The following is a 13,565-nucleotide window of genomic DNA, read 5'->3' on the forward strand; positions in this document are numbered from 1 at the left end:
CGAACCGGGGAGCCAAAAGGCTCCCCGGTTGCCGGTGAAACAGGCGTATTACTTTACCAACAGCGCACTACCAGCTTACTTCTTCGGCGCGGCCGGCGCCGACGGCGCGCCGCCGGTGCCCGAACTCTTGAAGTACTTGAAGAAGTCCGAGCTCGAATCCATCACCATCACGTCGCCGTGGTTTTTGAACGTGGCGCGGTAGGCTTCCAGGCTGCGATAGAACTTGTAGAACTCCGGATTGCGGCCGAACGCCTCGGCGTAGATGGCCGACGCCTTGGCGTCGCCCTCGCCGCGCATCGTTTCCGCTTCGCGATAGGCCTCGGCCAGGATCACGGCGCGCTGACGGTCGGCGTCGGCGCGGATCTTCTCCGATTCGGCCGAACCGGTCGAACGCAGCTCGTTGGCCACGCGCAGGCGCTCGGCCTTCATGCGGTCGTACACCGAGTTGTTGATCTGCTCGACGTATTCGACACGCTTCAGGCGCACGTCGATGATCTCGACGCCGATCTGCGCGGCTTCCTGGACCACTTTGGTGCGGATCGCCTCCATCACCTTGCCGCGTTTGCCCGAAATGACTTCGCTCACGGTGTGCTTGGTGATTTCCTCGTTCAGCGCCGCCTTGACGATGACCGACATGCGGTCGCGCGCGCGGGTCTCGTCGCCGCCGAAGGTGACGTAGTACAGCTTGGCCTGGCCTTCGTTGCGGCCGATGCGCCACTTGACGAAGCTGTCGACCAGGATGTTCATCTTTTCGGCGGTGATGAAGCGTTCCGCGTCGGCCGATTCGATGGTCAGGATGCGGTTATCCAGATACAGCACGTTCTGGAACGGCGGCGGCAGTTTGAAATGCAGCCCCGGCTCGCGAATGACTTCCTTGATCTGACCCAGCGCGAAGACGATCGCGTACTTGCGCTGGTCGACCACGAACACCATCGACGACAGCAACAGCAGCACGACGAAAACAGCAATGAGGGAACTAGCTATGCGATTCATTAACGACCCTCCCGGTCACGTCCGGAATCTCGCGAGCGCGAATCGCGCTGGCGGGTTACTTCAACCGATGGCATGACTTCCGACGGCAAGGTTGCCACCGGCGGTGGCGAAGCCTGCGCCGCGCGGGCCTGGGCCGCCGACGCGTCGGTGGCCGCCGCCTGGGCGATCAGCTTGTCCAACGGCAGATACAGCAGGTTGCTGCCACTCTTGGCGTCGACCATCACCTTGCTGGCGCTCGAATAAATCTGCTGCATCGTTTCCAGATACATGCGGTCGCGCGTGACGCCAGGGGCCTTCTGGTACTCGGTCAGCACCTGCTTGAAGCGGGCCGCGTTACCTGTGGCGTTTTCGGTGACCATCGAGCGATAGGCTTCGGCCTCCTGCAGCAGGCGCGAAGCGTAGCCGCGCGCCTTAGGAATGACGTCGTTGGCGTAAGCCTGGCCTTCGTTCTTCTGGCGTTCCAGATCCTGGCCGGCCTTGACGGCGTCGTCGAAGGCAACTTGCACCTGCTCAGGCGGTTGCACCGCCTGCAGCGTCACGTTCGAAATCAGCACGCCCGAGGCGTAGCGGTCGAGGATCAGCTGCATCAGCTGCTGCGTCTCGTAGGCCACCTTGTCGCGGCCCTCGTACAGCACGAAGTCCATCTTGTTCTTGCCGACGATTTCGCGGATCGAGGTCTCGGCCACCTGGCGTACGGTGTCCTCCTCGTCGCGGTTGTTCATCAGCCAGGCCACGGGATCCTTCAGCTTGAACTGCACGGCGAACTGCATGTCGATGATGTTTTCATCGTCGGTCAGCATCAGCGACTCGCGCGCCTGTTTGTTCTTGACGTTGCCGCGGTAGCCGATTTCGACCATCCGCATCTGCGATACCTTGACCGTTTCGTCGCTCTGGAACGGATACGGCCAGCGCCAGTTGAAACCGGAACCGGTGGTGTGGCTCACCTTACCGAAGGTGTAGACGATACCGGTCTGGCCCTCCTGCACGATGAAGGAACCGCTGGCGAGCCAGATCAACGCCGCGACCACGCCGACGGCGCCGGCCGTGGCGCGCATGCCGGCCATGTCGGGACGCGGCCCGCTCGGACCGGCGGGGCCGCCGTTGTTGGGGCCCTCGGGACCCTTCTTCTGGCCGAAGAAGCTGTTGAGGCGCTGATTGAAATCGCGCCACAGCTGCTCCATGTCGGGAGGTCCTTCGCCAGGCTTTTTGCCTTCGTTCGCTCGCGGCTCGCCGTCCTTCTTGTCCGAGCCCCAGCGGGGATCGTTCAGCGAGGGCTTGAGGCCAAGACGTTTCATAATTGAGGAGACACGCATCAGTGTGATCCAACGTGATTAGGGGTGGGACTGCTATCTGCTTCCAAGTCGGAGACCGGGTCGGCGTCGCCATCGGCTGCCTCCCCGTCGTCCGCTTGATCCGCTTCTTCGAATTCTTCCATGTCGCCCGTCGGGTAGGCTTGGTTCAGCCTGGCGCCGGGCGCCGCCTTGGCCCATTCGACCACCGCCTCGCGCAGCAGATCGACGCCCTGGCCGGTACGCGCGCTGAGGAAAACGCGGGAAATTTTAGCATATTCATCCCTTTCCACAGACGGCTCCAGGCCGGCCGCGTCGATCTTGTTCCACACCAGAATCTGCGGAATGTGATCGGCGCCGATCTCCTTGAGCACCAGGTTGACCTGCTCGATCTGCTCCATGCGCACCGGCGACGAGGCGTCGACGACGTGCAGCAGCAAATCGGCGTGGATGGTCTCTTCCAGCGTGGCGCGGAACGCCGCCACCAGCTGGTGCGGCAGCTCGCGCACGAAACCGACCGTGTCCGAGAACACCACGTTGCCCACTTCCTGCCCCATGTAGACGCGGCGCGAGGTCGTGTCCAGGGTGGCGAACAACTGGTCGGCGACGTAGACGCCGGCCTTGGTGACCGCGTTGAACAAGGTCGATTTGCCGGCGTTGGTATAGCCGACCAGCGACACGGAGAACGTCTGGCTGCGTCCGCGCGAGCGGCGCTGCGTCTCGTGCTGCTTGCGCAGCTTGCCGAGACGCGCGCGCAGCGCTTTGACCCGCTCGCCGATCAAACGGCGGTCGGTTTCAAGCTGCGTCTCACCCGGACCGCGCAAGCCGATACCGCCCTTTTGCCGTTCAAGGTGGGTCCAACCGCGAATCAGGCGCGTGGCCAGATGCTGCAACTGCGCCAGTTCCACCTGCAGCTTGCCCTCGTGGGAGGCGGCGCGCTGGGCGAAAATATCGAGTATCAGGCTGGTACGGTCAAGGACCCGGATCTGCAGGCGCTTTTCCAGATTGCGTTGCTGGGCCGGCGACAGCGCGTGGTTGAAGATGACGATTTCGATGGCGTGATCGAGCACGGCGAGACCGATTTCGTCGGCCTTGCCGCTGCCAACGAAATACGCCGCGTCGGGGGATGAACGCTTTGCCGTGATCGTCGTGACAGGTTCCGCGCCTGCTGAACGGGCCAGCAGTTGCAGTTCCTCGACGCTGGCGGCAAAGTCGCCCTGACCGAAATCGATACCGACTAGAGCTGCGCGCATAAGACGGTCAGGCAAGTTGGAAAGAAGCCGAGATGCAAGCGCTTATTCCGCTTCGGATTCAATGTTGAGATTGACGGCGCGTGCCGGCACTACCGTGGAGATGGCGTGTTTGTAGACCATCTGGGTCACGGTGTTGCGCAGCAGTACGACGTACTGATCGAACGATTCAATATGGCCCTGCAGCTTGATGCCGTTGACCAGATAGATCGAGACAGGAACATGCTCTTTGCGCAAGGCATTGAGGAATGGGTCTTGTAACAGTTGCCCTTTGTTGCTCATAACAGCTCCATTTTATGTTGTTGTGTTGGAATTGGAGGCGAAACGCTTAATTTCAAGTACGTGGCCCAGCGAAAGTCAAATGATTTCCGCTGAAACACCGCTCGCCACGCCGGGAATGGTGCTTCTAAGCCACTGTAACCTGTTTTGACAATTTTTGCAGGGGAGTCCCGTACAAAAAAGCCAAAATTCTCTTATTTTTTTCTTATTTAGCCGGCGTCTTGGAGAACGGGTTTTTACCGGTGCGCAGCTCGATGCGCAACGGCGTGCCGACCAGCTGGAACGTGTCGCGGAAATGTTTTTCCAGATACCGCTTGTAGGGCTCGCCGACGGCGTCCAACGCGTTGCCGTGGATAACGATCACCGGTGGATTCATACCGCCCTGGTGCGCGTAGCGCAGCTTCGGACGGATCGAACCCTTGCGGCGCGGCTCCTGCTTTTCCACCGCCTCGATCAGGGCGCGGGTCAGCTTCGGCGTCGACAGGTTGGCCGTGGCGGCGGCGTAGGCCGCGTCGACCGACTTCATCAGCGGGCCGATGCCCTGCGATTTCAAGGCCGAGATGAAGTGCATCTTGGCGAACGACAGGAAGTCGAGCTTGCGGTCGATATCGATCTTGATCTCATCGCGCTCGTCGGTTCGCAGGCCGTCCCACTTGTTGACGGCGATCACCAGCGCGCGGCCCGTCTCCAGCACGAAGCCGGCGATGTGGGCGTCCTGCTCGGAGATGTCCTGCTGGGCATCGAGCATCAGCACCACCACGTTGGCCTCGGAGATCGACTGCAGCGTTTTGACGACCGAGAACTTCTCGATCGCCTCGAACACCTTGCCGCGGCGGCGGATGCCGGCCGTGTCGATCAGCGTGTACTGCTTGCCTTCGCGCTCGAACGGAATCTCGATCGAGTCGCGGGTGGTGCCTGGCATGTCGAAAGCGATCACGCGCTCTTCGCCGACCAGGGTGTTGATCAGGGTCGACTTGCCCACGTTCGGGCGGCCCACCAGCGCGATCTTGATGCCGTGGTCGGCCTTGTCGAGCTCCTCCGGGTCTTCCGGACGCTGGGCGAAGGCGAGGTTCAGCGCCTCCTCCACCAGGTCGGCGACGCCGTCGCCGTGGGCGGACGAGATCGAGTACGGCTCGCCCAGTCCCAGCTCGTAGAAGTCGGCGACGACGGCGGTGTAGCGCATGCCCTCGGACTTGTTCACGACCAGCATGACCGGACGGCCGCTTTTACGCAGGAAGTCGGTGATGGTCTTGTCGTGCGGCGTCAGGCCCTGGCGGCCGTCGACCAGGAAGACGACGATGTCGGCTTCGGCCACGGCCTGCTTGGTCTGCTTGGCCATCTGATGCATGATGCCTTCCTTGGCGACCGGCTCGAAGCCGCCCGTGTCGATGACGAGGAAGGGACGTTCGCCGACACGGCCCTCGCCATAGTGACGATCCCGCGTCAACCCAGGCAAGTCCGCCACCAGCGCATCGCGCGAGCGGGTCAGACGATTAAACAAGGTCGATTTCCCTACATTGGGTCGACCCACTAGTGCGATTACCGGCTTCATTGTATTACTCGACCGCGAGAGCGGTCACTGTCCCTGATTGGGTTTGAAAAATCAAATTCGAGCCGGCGATGACGGGGTCCGATTGGATCGGGCTTCCGTCGGTCGCGGCACGACCTATGTACGAACCATCTTCCCGCGACAGGAAGTGGACGTAACCCTGGTAGTCGCCGACGGCCACAGCGCGGCCGAACGACACGGGGGTCGACAGGCGGCGATACGACATCTTGTCGTTCTTCCAGGCGTTGCCGCCGCTTTCGCGGCTATAGGCTGCAACTTCGCCTTTGTCGTCGGAGACGAATACAAAACGCTGGTCCACCGCCACGCCCACGTCGGACGAAGCCGGCTTGCTCCAGTGCGGCGCGCCGTTGGTGGCGTCGAAGCAGGCCACGCGGCCCTGGTACGACACGGCGCATACATCTTTTTCGAAGATCACCGGGGTGCCGGCGATATCGGTCACGCGTTCCAGTTCGGTCGCGCCGCGCGGCTCGCCCACCACCAGTTCGAAGCGCTGCAGGCCGCCGGCCAACGCCAGCACCAGCAGCTTGCCACCCGGCTGGGCGACGTACACGTTCGGACCGCTGATCACCATGCCCGGCGCGTTGCGCAGGGTCAGGGCCGGCGTGGTGCGCGCCACGCTCCATTTTTTTACGCCGGTCTTGGCGTCGTACGCGGTGATCAGATTATCCACGCTGCGCACCACCACCACGCCGCCGCCCACCACCGGGGACGACAGCACTTCGCTGCTGGCCTGGCCCTTCCACAGCTCCTTGCCGTTGGCGTCGTAGGCCAGGATCACGCCTTTTTTGCCGCCGACGACGACCGTTTCACCGTCGCTGCCCACGCCGGCGGTGAGGTCGACGCCGGTCTTGACGCGCCAGGCTTCCTTGCCGGTGGCCGCGTTCAGGCGCGCCAGCACGCCGTCGCCGTCGGCCACATAGACGCTCTCGCCGACGACTGCCGGCGTGAAGACGGCGGTGCCGGCCTTGTTCATCGAGTACTTCCAAACGGTCTTGGGCACCATGCCGCCCTTGAGCTCCACCAGCGGCGCCGGCTGATTCTTGGTGTCTTTCGAGCCAAACAAGGAACAACCGGCCAACATCGCGAACACACTTGCAGCAATAACTTTTTCGGTAATACGCATTTTTTAACCTTGATCTGGAGAGCTAAGCGGGCGCCGTGGCGCCCTTGCGGCATGACGTTGTTTAGGCGGGGCTTTTGGCGTCTTTGGTTTCGGCCGGCACGGTGCCGCCGATGGCTTCGAACTTCAGCTGGATCAGCTGGCGGCCTGGATTCTTCTTGTCGGTCGCGTCCAGCGCTGCCTGGTAGGCGGCGCGGGCTTCGGCGATCTTGTTCTGCGCGGCCAGGATGTCGCCCTTGCGGTCGGCGACGGCACCGGCGAATTGCGCGGGCACGTCGCCCGACAGCGCCTTCAGCGCCTCGTCATAGGCTTTTTCGTCCAGCAGGATGCCGGCCAGGCGAACCTTGGCCAGGGCCTTGAACTCGGCGCCGCCATGGTCGATCGCCCACTGCAGCTGCGCCTTGGCCGACTTGACGTCGTTGGCGTCGAAGCTGCTCTTGGCGGCTACCAGCGCGGCCATCGGCGCGTAGGTGGTGCTGCCGAATTTCGATTCCATGTCGCCGGCGGCGCGCAGCACCTTGACGTTGTCCTTGGCTTGCACGGCCGTTTGCAGCTCCTCGTACAAGGCCGAGGCCTGGGTCGATTGGTTGCGCTGGTAGTAGTTCCAACCCGCCCAGCCGGAATAGGCGGCCAGGCCGGCGATCAGCACCCACGAGGTCAGGTTGCCGTATTTTTCCCACCAGGCTTTAAGGGTAGCGAGTTGTTCTTGTTCTTCGAGATCGTATGCCATGTCAGTTCGTCTGCTAGAGGGTTGAATAAATTCGTTTAAATAAAACGCTTAGTGCGGCCGCTTAGTGATTGCAATGCTCGTCGTGCACGTGGTGGTGGTGGTCGCCGCTGCCGGTGATCTGGTCGACCAGGAAGTCGACGACGTCGTCGAACGGCACCGTCGATTGCTGCATGTCGCCCTCCTCCGCGCGCATCGCCTTGACGGTGGCGGTGTGGTTGGCCACTTCGTCCTCGCCGATGATGACGGCGAACGAGGCGCCGCTGCCATCGGCCTTCTTCATCTGCGTCTTGAAACTGCCGGGACCATTGGCGGTCGAGGCGTGCATGACGACATCCAGGCCGGCGTCGCGGATACGCTCGCCCAGCACGAAGGCTTGCAGCTGCGCGGCCTCGCCCTGGTGCACCAGATAGACGTCGCACTGATTCGGTTGTTCCGGCTCGCCGGCTTCCTTCATCAGTTCCAGCAGGCGTTCGATGCCCATGGCGAAACCGACGGCGGGCGTCGGCTTGCCGCCGAACGACGCGATCAGCGGATCGTAACGGCCGCCGGCGCACACGGTGCCCTGCGAGCCCAGTGCGTCGGTGACCCATTCGAACACGGTGCGGTTGTAGTAATCGAGGCCGCGCACCAGGCGGTTGTTGATCACGTACGGGATGTTGTTGTGGTCGAGGATCTTGCGCACGCCGTTGAAGTGGGCCAGCGATTCCTCGCCCAGGTATTCCATCAGCTTGGGCGCGCCGTTGACCATCTCCTGCATCGCCGGATTCTTGGTGTCCAGGATGCGCAGCGGGTTGCTGTGCAGGCGGCGCTTGGCTTCGGCGTCGAGGATGTCCTCGTGCTTTTCCAGGTACGCGATCAGGTCGACGCGGTGGCGCGCGCGCTCTTCGGCGTCGCCGATCGAGTTCAGTTCGAGGCGGATGTTCTCCAGGCCCAGGTCATCCCACAGGCGGCGGCACATCATGATCAGTTCCGCGTCCACGTCCGGGCCGTTGAAGCCGACGGCCTCGCAGCCGAACTGGTAGAACTGGCGATAGCGGCCGCGCTGCGGACGCTCGTGGCGGAACATCGGACCGGTGTACCACAGGCGCTTGGGGCCTTCGTAGACCAGATTGTGCTCGATCACCGCGCGCACCGCGCCGGCGGTGCCTTCGGGGCGCAGGGTCAGCTCGTCGCCGTTCATCGAATCGGTGAACGAGTACATTTCCTTTTCGACGATATCGGTCACGGCGCCGATGGCGCGTTTGAACAGCGCGGTGTCCTCGACGATCGGCGTGCGGATCTGCTGGAAGCCGTAGCTTTGCACGACCGATTGCGCGGTGTTCTCAAACAGCTGCCACAGATGCGAATCGGTCGGCAGGATATCGTTCATGCCTTTGACGGCGGTGATCTTTTCAGCTTTTTTGTTTTCGGACATTTCGATTTCTTCTTATGCTTCAGCGGCTTGTTTGCCGTAGTTGTTCTTCACGTAGTTCAGTACGATTTCCTGGAATTCCTCGACGATGCGCTCACCGCGCAGGGTCGCGAACTTGGCGCCGTCGACGAACACCGGCGCCGCCGGCGATTCGCCGGTGCCCGGCAAACTGATGCCGATGTTGGCGTGCTTCGATTCGCCCGGACCGTTGACGATGCAGCCCATGACGGCCACGTTCATCGCCTCCACGCCCGGATAGGTCTTTTTCCACTCCGGCATCTGCTCGCGCAGATAGGTCTGGATATTGTCGGCCAGTTCCTGGAAGGTGGTCGACGTGGTGCGGCCGCAACCCGGGCACGCGATCACCATCGGGGTGAATTTGCGCAGGCCCATGGTCTGCAAAATCTCCTGGCCGACCACCACTTCCTTGGTGCGGTCGCCGCCCGGCTCCGGCGTCAGCGAAATGCGGATGGTGTCGCCGATGCCCTCTTGCAGCAGCACCGACAGCGCCGCCGTCGAGGCGACGATACCCTTGCTGCCCATGCCGGCCTCGGTCAGGCCCAAGTGCAGCGGATAGTCGCAGCGCTTGGCCAGCTCGCGGTAGACGGCGATCAGGTCCTGGACGCCCGAGACTTTACACGACAGGATGATCTTGTCGCGGCCCAGGCCCAGCTCCTCGGCGCGCACGGCGTTCTCGATGGCGGAGGTGATCAGCGCCTCGTACATCACCGCCTGCGCGCTCCACGGCTCCGCGCGGCCGGCGTTTTCGTCCATGATGCGCGCCAGCAGCGCCTGATCCAGGCTGCCCCAGTTGACGCCGATGCGCACCGGCTTGTCGTAGCGCGCGGCCACTTCGATCATCTGCGCGAACTGCGTATCGCGCTTGGCGCCCTTGCCGACGTTGCCCGGGTTGATGCGGTACTTCGACAGCGCCTTGGCGCACTCCGGATAATCGTTCAGCAAAGTGTGGCCGTTGTAGTGGAAATCGCCCACCAGCGGCACGTCCACTTCCATCTTGTCCAGCTGTTCGCGGATGTACGGCACCGCTTCGGCGGCCTCCGGACGGTCCACCGTCAGGCGCACCAGCTCCGAACCGGCGCGCGCCAGGTCGCGGATCTGGATCGCCGTCTCGATCGCGTTGGCGGTGTCGGTATTGGTCATCGACTGCACCACCACGGGCGCGTCGCCGCCGACCCAGATCTTGCGCTGGCCGTGCGCGACCAGCACGCTGCGGCTGGCGCGGCGATTCGACGGTCCCGAAGGAATAGCTGTTTGCGTAGAAGACATGGCTGTTTGCTCGTGCTGGCTGGTTAATTACTTAATTTACTTGATTACTTAATGTTGACGCGGGAGATCGTCCCGCCGGCGACCGGTGGCAGCGCCAGCGGCGCGCCGCCCAGGGTCGCTTTCACGCCATCCGGTTTACCGACGATCAGCAGCGCCGGATCCTTGATATCGAAGGTCTCGGTGCTGCCCGCCTTGACCAGGCGCGAAATCAGCGGCTTGGTGCCGGGACGGCGAATCTCCACCCACGAATCGGTCGTCACTTCCAGCACCAGCTGGGTGCCGGTCGCCGCTGCCGGAGCGGCCGCAGGCGGCAACACCTGCGCGGCCGGCGCGCCGGTCGCTGGCGCGGTGGTCGCCGGCGCCGTCGTGCCCGCGGCCGCGGGCGCGCTCGCGGCGTCGGCCGGGTTGTTGCTCGTGCCTGGCGGCGGCACCGAAATCAGCGGCACGTTCGGCGACTGCAGCGGCGCCGTTTCCTGGCCCGGCTTGACCAAGGTGGTCTCCAGCGGCATGGTCGAATCGATCGGCTTGGGCAGCTCGGTCACGGCGCTGGCGGCGGGGTCGCCGCCGGCGCGCTCGAACAGCGAGGTCGAAATCAAACCGCTCTGGTAGGCGTACACGCCGCCGCCGATCAACGCGGCCGCCACCACGATGGCGCCCACCATCCAGCCGCCACGACCGGACGAACGGTCGGTCATCAGCGGGAAGCGCGATTCCGAAAACTCGGCCGCCCGTTGCGTGCGCGGCGGCGCGGCCTCGGGGCTGGTCGGCGAGATCACTGCGATCATCGCCACCAGCGGCGTCGGGTCCAGCTTGACGACCTTGGCGTAGGCGCGGACGAAACCGCGCACCACCGCCATATTCGGCAAGGAGGCGTAATCGCCCGCTTCCAGCGCGACGACCTGGCGCGGCGCCAGCTTGAGCTGGTCGGCGATCTGTTCCACCGACATGCCCATCGCTTCGCGCTGGGCGGCCAGTTGTGCTCCGGGCGTGGCCAGGCTGGTGCTGCCCTGGTCTTTTTTCGGCGGTTCTGCCCACTCTGAATTCATTGGTATCCCTGTCTCACTCATCAAACGCCCCACGTTGATAAGCAGCATATTCGGTCGAGCCGGGGTGGTGGCGGCGCAATTGCGTCGCCCAACCAGCTTCAGCCCCCTTGTCGCCCACCTTATGCTGCACCTTAATCCCGAGCCACAGCACATCGGCCGTCAGGCTCTCCATCTTTGCCACCTTGTTCAGACGGGTTATGAAGAAATTGGCGCGCACATAATCGCGCTTTTCAAAATATACCCGCGCCAGATTGGCGTTGGTGGCCGGCAGGTCGGGCGTCAACTGCAAGGCTTGCAGCAGATAACGCTCCGCGCTGGCGTAATCCTTGGTCTTCAACGCACAGGACCCGGCATTGTTCGCGGCCGACGCCGGCGAACGATAGCTGCGGATGCCCAGCGCGGCGTCGAACAGCGGCATCGCCTCCGCCACCCGGCCGTTCTGGCACAGGAAAGAACCATAATTGTTGGCCAGATCGGGATTGCCCGGCGCGAGTTTGCGCGCACGGACAAAATTATCCTCGGCCAGGCCGTTCTCCCCCATGGCCTGATAAATCAGGCCGCGCATGCCGTAGGCGTCGGCGTACTGCGGATCGGCCACAAGCGCCATCTTGACCTCGTCGAGCGCGAACGTGTACTGGCCCTGCTCGTAATAACCGACCGCCAACTGCATGCGGATCTCGACCTTGCGCTGGGCGCCGGTCTGGTCCGACGCCGTGGTCAGCTCGGCCTGGCCGCTGTTGCCGCGTTCCGGCGCCGAGGCGCAACCGGCCAACGTCCCCGCCAGCGCCGGGATCAACCCGAGCGCGACGAGCCGCCGGCTACGCTGCGCCAGGAGCGTCATCAGGAAGTGATCTCCACGATCTTGCCGAAATTGGCGCCGAACTTTTGCTGGTACTCGGCCATCTTTTCCATCCGCTGCGCCACCTTGGTGCGGTCCTGGACTTCGCCGGCCAACTGGCCGCAGGCGGCGTCGATATCGTCGCCGCGCGTCTTGCGGATGGTGGTGACGATGCCGGCGTCGACCAGGATCTGGGCGAAGGCCTTGATGCGCGGATTCTTCGAGCGCAGCAGGCCGGATTCCGGGAACGGATTGAACGGAATCAGGTTGAATTTGCAGTTGACGCCGAACTGGCGGTCCTGCACCAACGCGATCAGTTCACGGGCGTTCTCGTCGGAGTCGTTGACGCCGTCGAGCATGCAGTACTCGAAGGTGATGAAGTCGCGTGGGGCGAACTCCAGATAGCGCTTGCAGGCGGCCATCAGCTCCTTCAACGGGTACTTTTTGTTCAGCGGAATCAGGCTGCTGCGCAGCTCGTCGTTGGACGCGTGCAGCGACACGGCCAGCGCCACCGGCACTTCCTGCGACAGCTTGTCCATCATCGGCACCACGCCGGACGTCGACAAGGTCACGCGGCGGCGCGACAGGCCATAGGCGTTATCGTCGAGCATCAGCTTGAGGGCGGTGGCGGTCGGCTCGAAGTTCAGCAGCGGCTCGCCCATGCCCATCATGACAACGTTGGTGATCTGGCGCTCGCCCTTCGGGCCGGGCTCGATGCCCTTGGTGCGGCGCAGTTCAAACTCGGCCATCCACAACTGGCCGATGATCTCGCCGACGCTCAGGTTGCGGGAAAAGCCCTGCTTGCCGGTCGAGCAGAAACGGCAGTTGACGGCGCAGCCGGCCTGGGTGGAAATGCACAGGGTGCCACGGTTTTCTTCCGGGATGAACACGGTTTCGACCGCGTTGCCGTTGCCGACGTCGACCAGCCATTTGCGCGTGCCGTCGGTGGACGTGTGGTCGCTGATGATGGCCGGCGCCGTGACGTGGGCGCGGGTTTTCAGTTTGTCGCGCAGCGACTTGGCCAGATCGGTCATGGCGTCGAAGTCCGACGCGCCGAATTGATGGATCCAGCGTTGCAGTTGCTTGGCGCGGAACGGCTTCTCCCCCAACTCGGCGCAATAAGCGATGAGCTGCGCGGGATCGAAGTCCAGCAAGTTGGTGTGAGGTGCGTTCATAGTCAATTTCAAAACAGTTCTAAAAAAACTCCGTTTCCGCGCGAAGGCGGAAACGGGGATTACAACGAATTACTTGCCGAAGAAGTAGGCAATTTCAACTGCAGCGGCTTCGACAGCGTCGGAACCGTGAACGGCGTTGGCGTCGATCGAGTCGGCGAAGTCGGCACGGATGGTGCCTTTTTCAGCCTTCTTAGGATCGGTGGCGCCCATCAGTTCGCGGTTTTTCAGGACGGCGTTTTCGCCTTCCAGTGCCTGGATCATGACTGGGCCCGAGACCATGAAATCGACCAGGTCTTTGAAGAAGCCGCGCTCTTTATGCGCGGCGTAGAAACCTTCAGCCTCTTCACGCGACAGCTGCTTCATTTGAGCAGCAACGATCTTCAGGCCAGCGCCTTCGAAACGGCTGTAGATTTGGCCGATAACGTTTTTTGCAACTGCGTCTGGTTTGATGATCGACAGGGTGCGTTCGATTGCCATTTGAAAAACTCCAATAAAAAGAAAGGTTTAAAACAAAATTGATAGCTCAATCAACCTTTGATTTTACCATAGAACACCCCATATTCCGAGCAAGGGCACC

13 protein-coding genes are annotated in these 13,565 nt (G+C 62.8%); all 13 read right to left on the reverse strand.

Features of this window, described 5'->3' with window-relative positions; translation table 11 throughout:
* Nucleotides 1-75: 75 nt before the first annotated feature.
* Entirely contained in the window at nucleotides 76-993 is a 918-nt protein-coding gene (gene hflC, locus AC07P1_RS01760; RefSeq protein ID WP_315222105.1) for a protease modulator HflC, read from the reverse strand.
* Entirely contained in the window at nucleotides 993-2,288 is a 1,296-nt protein-coding gene (gene hflK, locus AC07P1_RS01765) for an FtsH protease activity modulator HflK (RefSeq protein WP_494694217.1), read from the reverse strand. Before hflK ends, hflC begins: the two co-directional genes overlap by 1 nt.
* Before the next feature lie 17 nt (nucleotides 2,289-2,305).
* Nucleotides 2,306-3,535 carry a GTPase HflX gene (gene hflX, locus AC07P1_RS01770; RefSeq protein ID WP_494694218.1) on the reverse strand — a complete coding sequence of 410 codons (1,230 nt, stop codon included), beginning with the start codon at nucleotides 3,533-3,535 and terminating at the stop codon, nucleotides 2,306-2,308.
* A 42-nt stretch (nucleotides 3,536-3,577) separates the two neighbouring features.
* Complete coding sequence (gene hfq, locus AC07P1_RS01775) at nucleotides 3,578-3,814, reverse strand: RNA chaperone Hfq (protein WP_008450615.1); 237 nt, start codon at nucleotides 3,812-3,814, stop codon at nucleotides 3,578-3,580.
* Nucleotides 3,815-4,016: 202 nt separating this feature from the next.
* Nucleotides 4,017-5,363, reverse strand: coding sequence for a ribosome biogenesis GTPase Der (gene der / locus AC07P1_RS01780; RefSeq protein WP_315222098.1), 1,347 nt, complete (start codon nucleotides 5,361-5,363; stop codon nucleotides 4,017-4,019).
* Nucleotides 5,364-5,367: 4 nt separating this feature from the next.
* Entirely contained in the window at nucleotides 5,368-6,504 is a 1,137-nt protein-coding gene (gene bamB / locus AC07P1_RS01785) for an outer membrane protein assembly factor BamB (protein ID WP_494694219.1), read from the reverse strand.
* Nucleotides 6,505-6,565: 61 nt separating this feature from the next.
* Nucleotides 6,566-7,231, reverse strand: coding sequence for a YfgM family protein (locus tag AC07P1_RS01790; RefSeq protein WP_494694220.1), 666 nt, complete (start codon nucleotides 7,229-7,231; stop codon nucleotides 6,566-6,568).
* Between the two features lie 61 nt (nucleotides 7,232-7,292).
* The gene (gene hisS, locus AC07P1_RS01795) at nucleotides 7,293-8,645 is read right to left on the reverse strand and encodes a histidine--tRNA ligase (protein WP_363504617.1); all 1,353 of its coding nucleotides are present in this window, start codon (nucleotides 8,643-8,645) and stop codon (nucleotides 7,293-7,295) included.
* A gap of 12 nt (nucleotides 8,646-8,657) precedes the next feature.
* On the reverse strand, nucleotides 8,658-9,929 hold the full coding sequence (ispG, locus tag AC07P1_RS01800; RefSeq protein WP_494694221.1) for a flavodoxin-dependent (E)-4-hydroxy-3-methylbut-2-enyl-diphosphate synthase: 1,272 nt from the start codon (nucleotides 9,927-9,929) through the stop codon (nucleotides 8,658-8,660).
* 44 nt (nucleotides 9,930-9,973) lie between these two features.
* Entirely contained in the window at nucleotides 9,974-10,975 is a 1,002-nt protein-coding gene (locus tag AC07P1_RS01805; protein WP_494694222.1) for a RodZ domain-containing protein, read from the reverse strand.
* A gap of 13 nt (nucleotides 10,976-10,988) precedes the next feature.
* Complete coding sequence (gene pilW / locus AC07P1_RS01810; protein WP_494694223.1) at nucleotides 10,989-11,816, reverse strand: type IV pilus biogenesis/stability protein PilW; 828 nt, start codon at nucleotides 11,814-11,816, stop codon at nucleotides 10,989-10,991.
* Nucleotides 11,816-12,988 (reverse strand): dual-specificity RNA methyltransferase RlmN, encoded by a 1,173-nt coding sequence (gene rlmN / locus AC07P1_RS01815; RefSeq protein WP_494694224.1) that lies wholly within the window; start codon nucleotides 12,986-12,988, stop codon nucleotides 11,816-11,818. The genes pilW and rlmN overlap by 1 nt, the downstream gene beginning before the upstream one ends.
* A 69-nt stretch (nucleotides 12,989-13,057) precedes the next feature.
* Nucleotides 13,058-13,465: a nucleoside-diphosphate kinase gene (gene ndk, locus AC07P1_RS01820; protein ID WP_090314593.1), complete on the reverse strand. Its 408-nt coding sequence runs from the start codon at nucleotides 13,463-13,465 to the stop codon at nucleotides 13,058-13,060.
* Nucleotides 13,466-13,565: the final 100 nt, after the last annotated feature.

The sequence above is a fragment of the Duganella sp. GW821-FHT07F09 genome, from assembly GCF_059418705.1.

Coding starts and splice junctions, on each gene's coding strand:
- hflC (WP_315222105.1), bottom strand. CDS start 993: ATGAATCGCATAGCTAGTTCCCTCATTGCTGTTTTCGTCGTGCTGCTG.
- hflK (WP_494694217.1), bottom strand. CDS start 2,288: ATGAAACGTCTTGGCCTCAAGCCCTCGCTGAACGATCCCCGCTGGGGC.
- hflX (WP_494694218.1), bottom strand. CDS start 3,535: ATGCGCGCAGCTCTAGTCGGTATCGATTTCGGTCAGGGCGACTTTGCC.
- hfq (WP_008450615.1), bottom strand. CDS start 3,814: ATGAGCAACAAAGGGCAACTGTTACAAGACCCATTCCTCAATGCCTTG.
- der (WP_315222098.1), bottom strand. CDS start 5,363: ATGAAGCCGGTAATCGCACTAGTGGGTCGACCCAATGTAGGGAAATCG.
- bamB (WP_494694219.1), bottom strand. CDS start 6,504: ATGCGTATTACCGAAAAAGTTATTGCTGCAAGTGTGTTCGCGATGTTG.
- AC07P1_RS01790 (WP_494694220.1), bottom strand. CDS start 7,231: ATGGCATACGATCTCGAAGAACAAGAACAACTCGCTACCCTTAAAGCC.
- hisS (WP_363504617.1), bottom strand. CDS start 8,645: ATGTCCGAAAACAAAAAAGCTGAAAAGATCACCGCCGTCAAAGGCATG.
- ispG (WP_494694221.1), bottom strand. CDS start 9,929: ATGTCTTCTACGCAAACAGCTATTCCTTCGGGACCGTCGAATCGCCGC.
- AC07P1_RS01805 (WP_494694222.1), bottom strand. CDS start 10,975: ATGAATTCAGAGTGGGCAGAACCGCCGAAAAAAGACCAGGGCAGCACC.
- pilW (WP_494694223.1), bottom strand. CDS start 11,816: ATGACGCTCCTGGCGCAGCGTAGCCGGCGGCTCGTCGCGCTCGGGTTG.
- rlmN (WP_494694224.1), bottom strand. CDS start 12,988: ATGAACGCACCTCACACCAACTTGCTGGACTTCGATCCCGCGCAGCTC.
- ndk (WP_090314593.1), bottom strand. CDS start 13,465: ATGGCAATCGAACGCACCCTGTCGATCATCAAACCAGACGCAGTTGCA.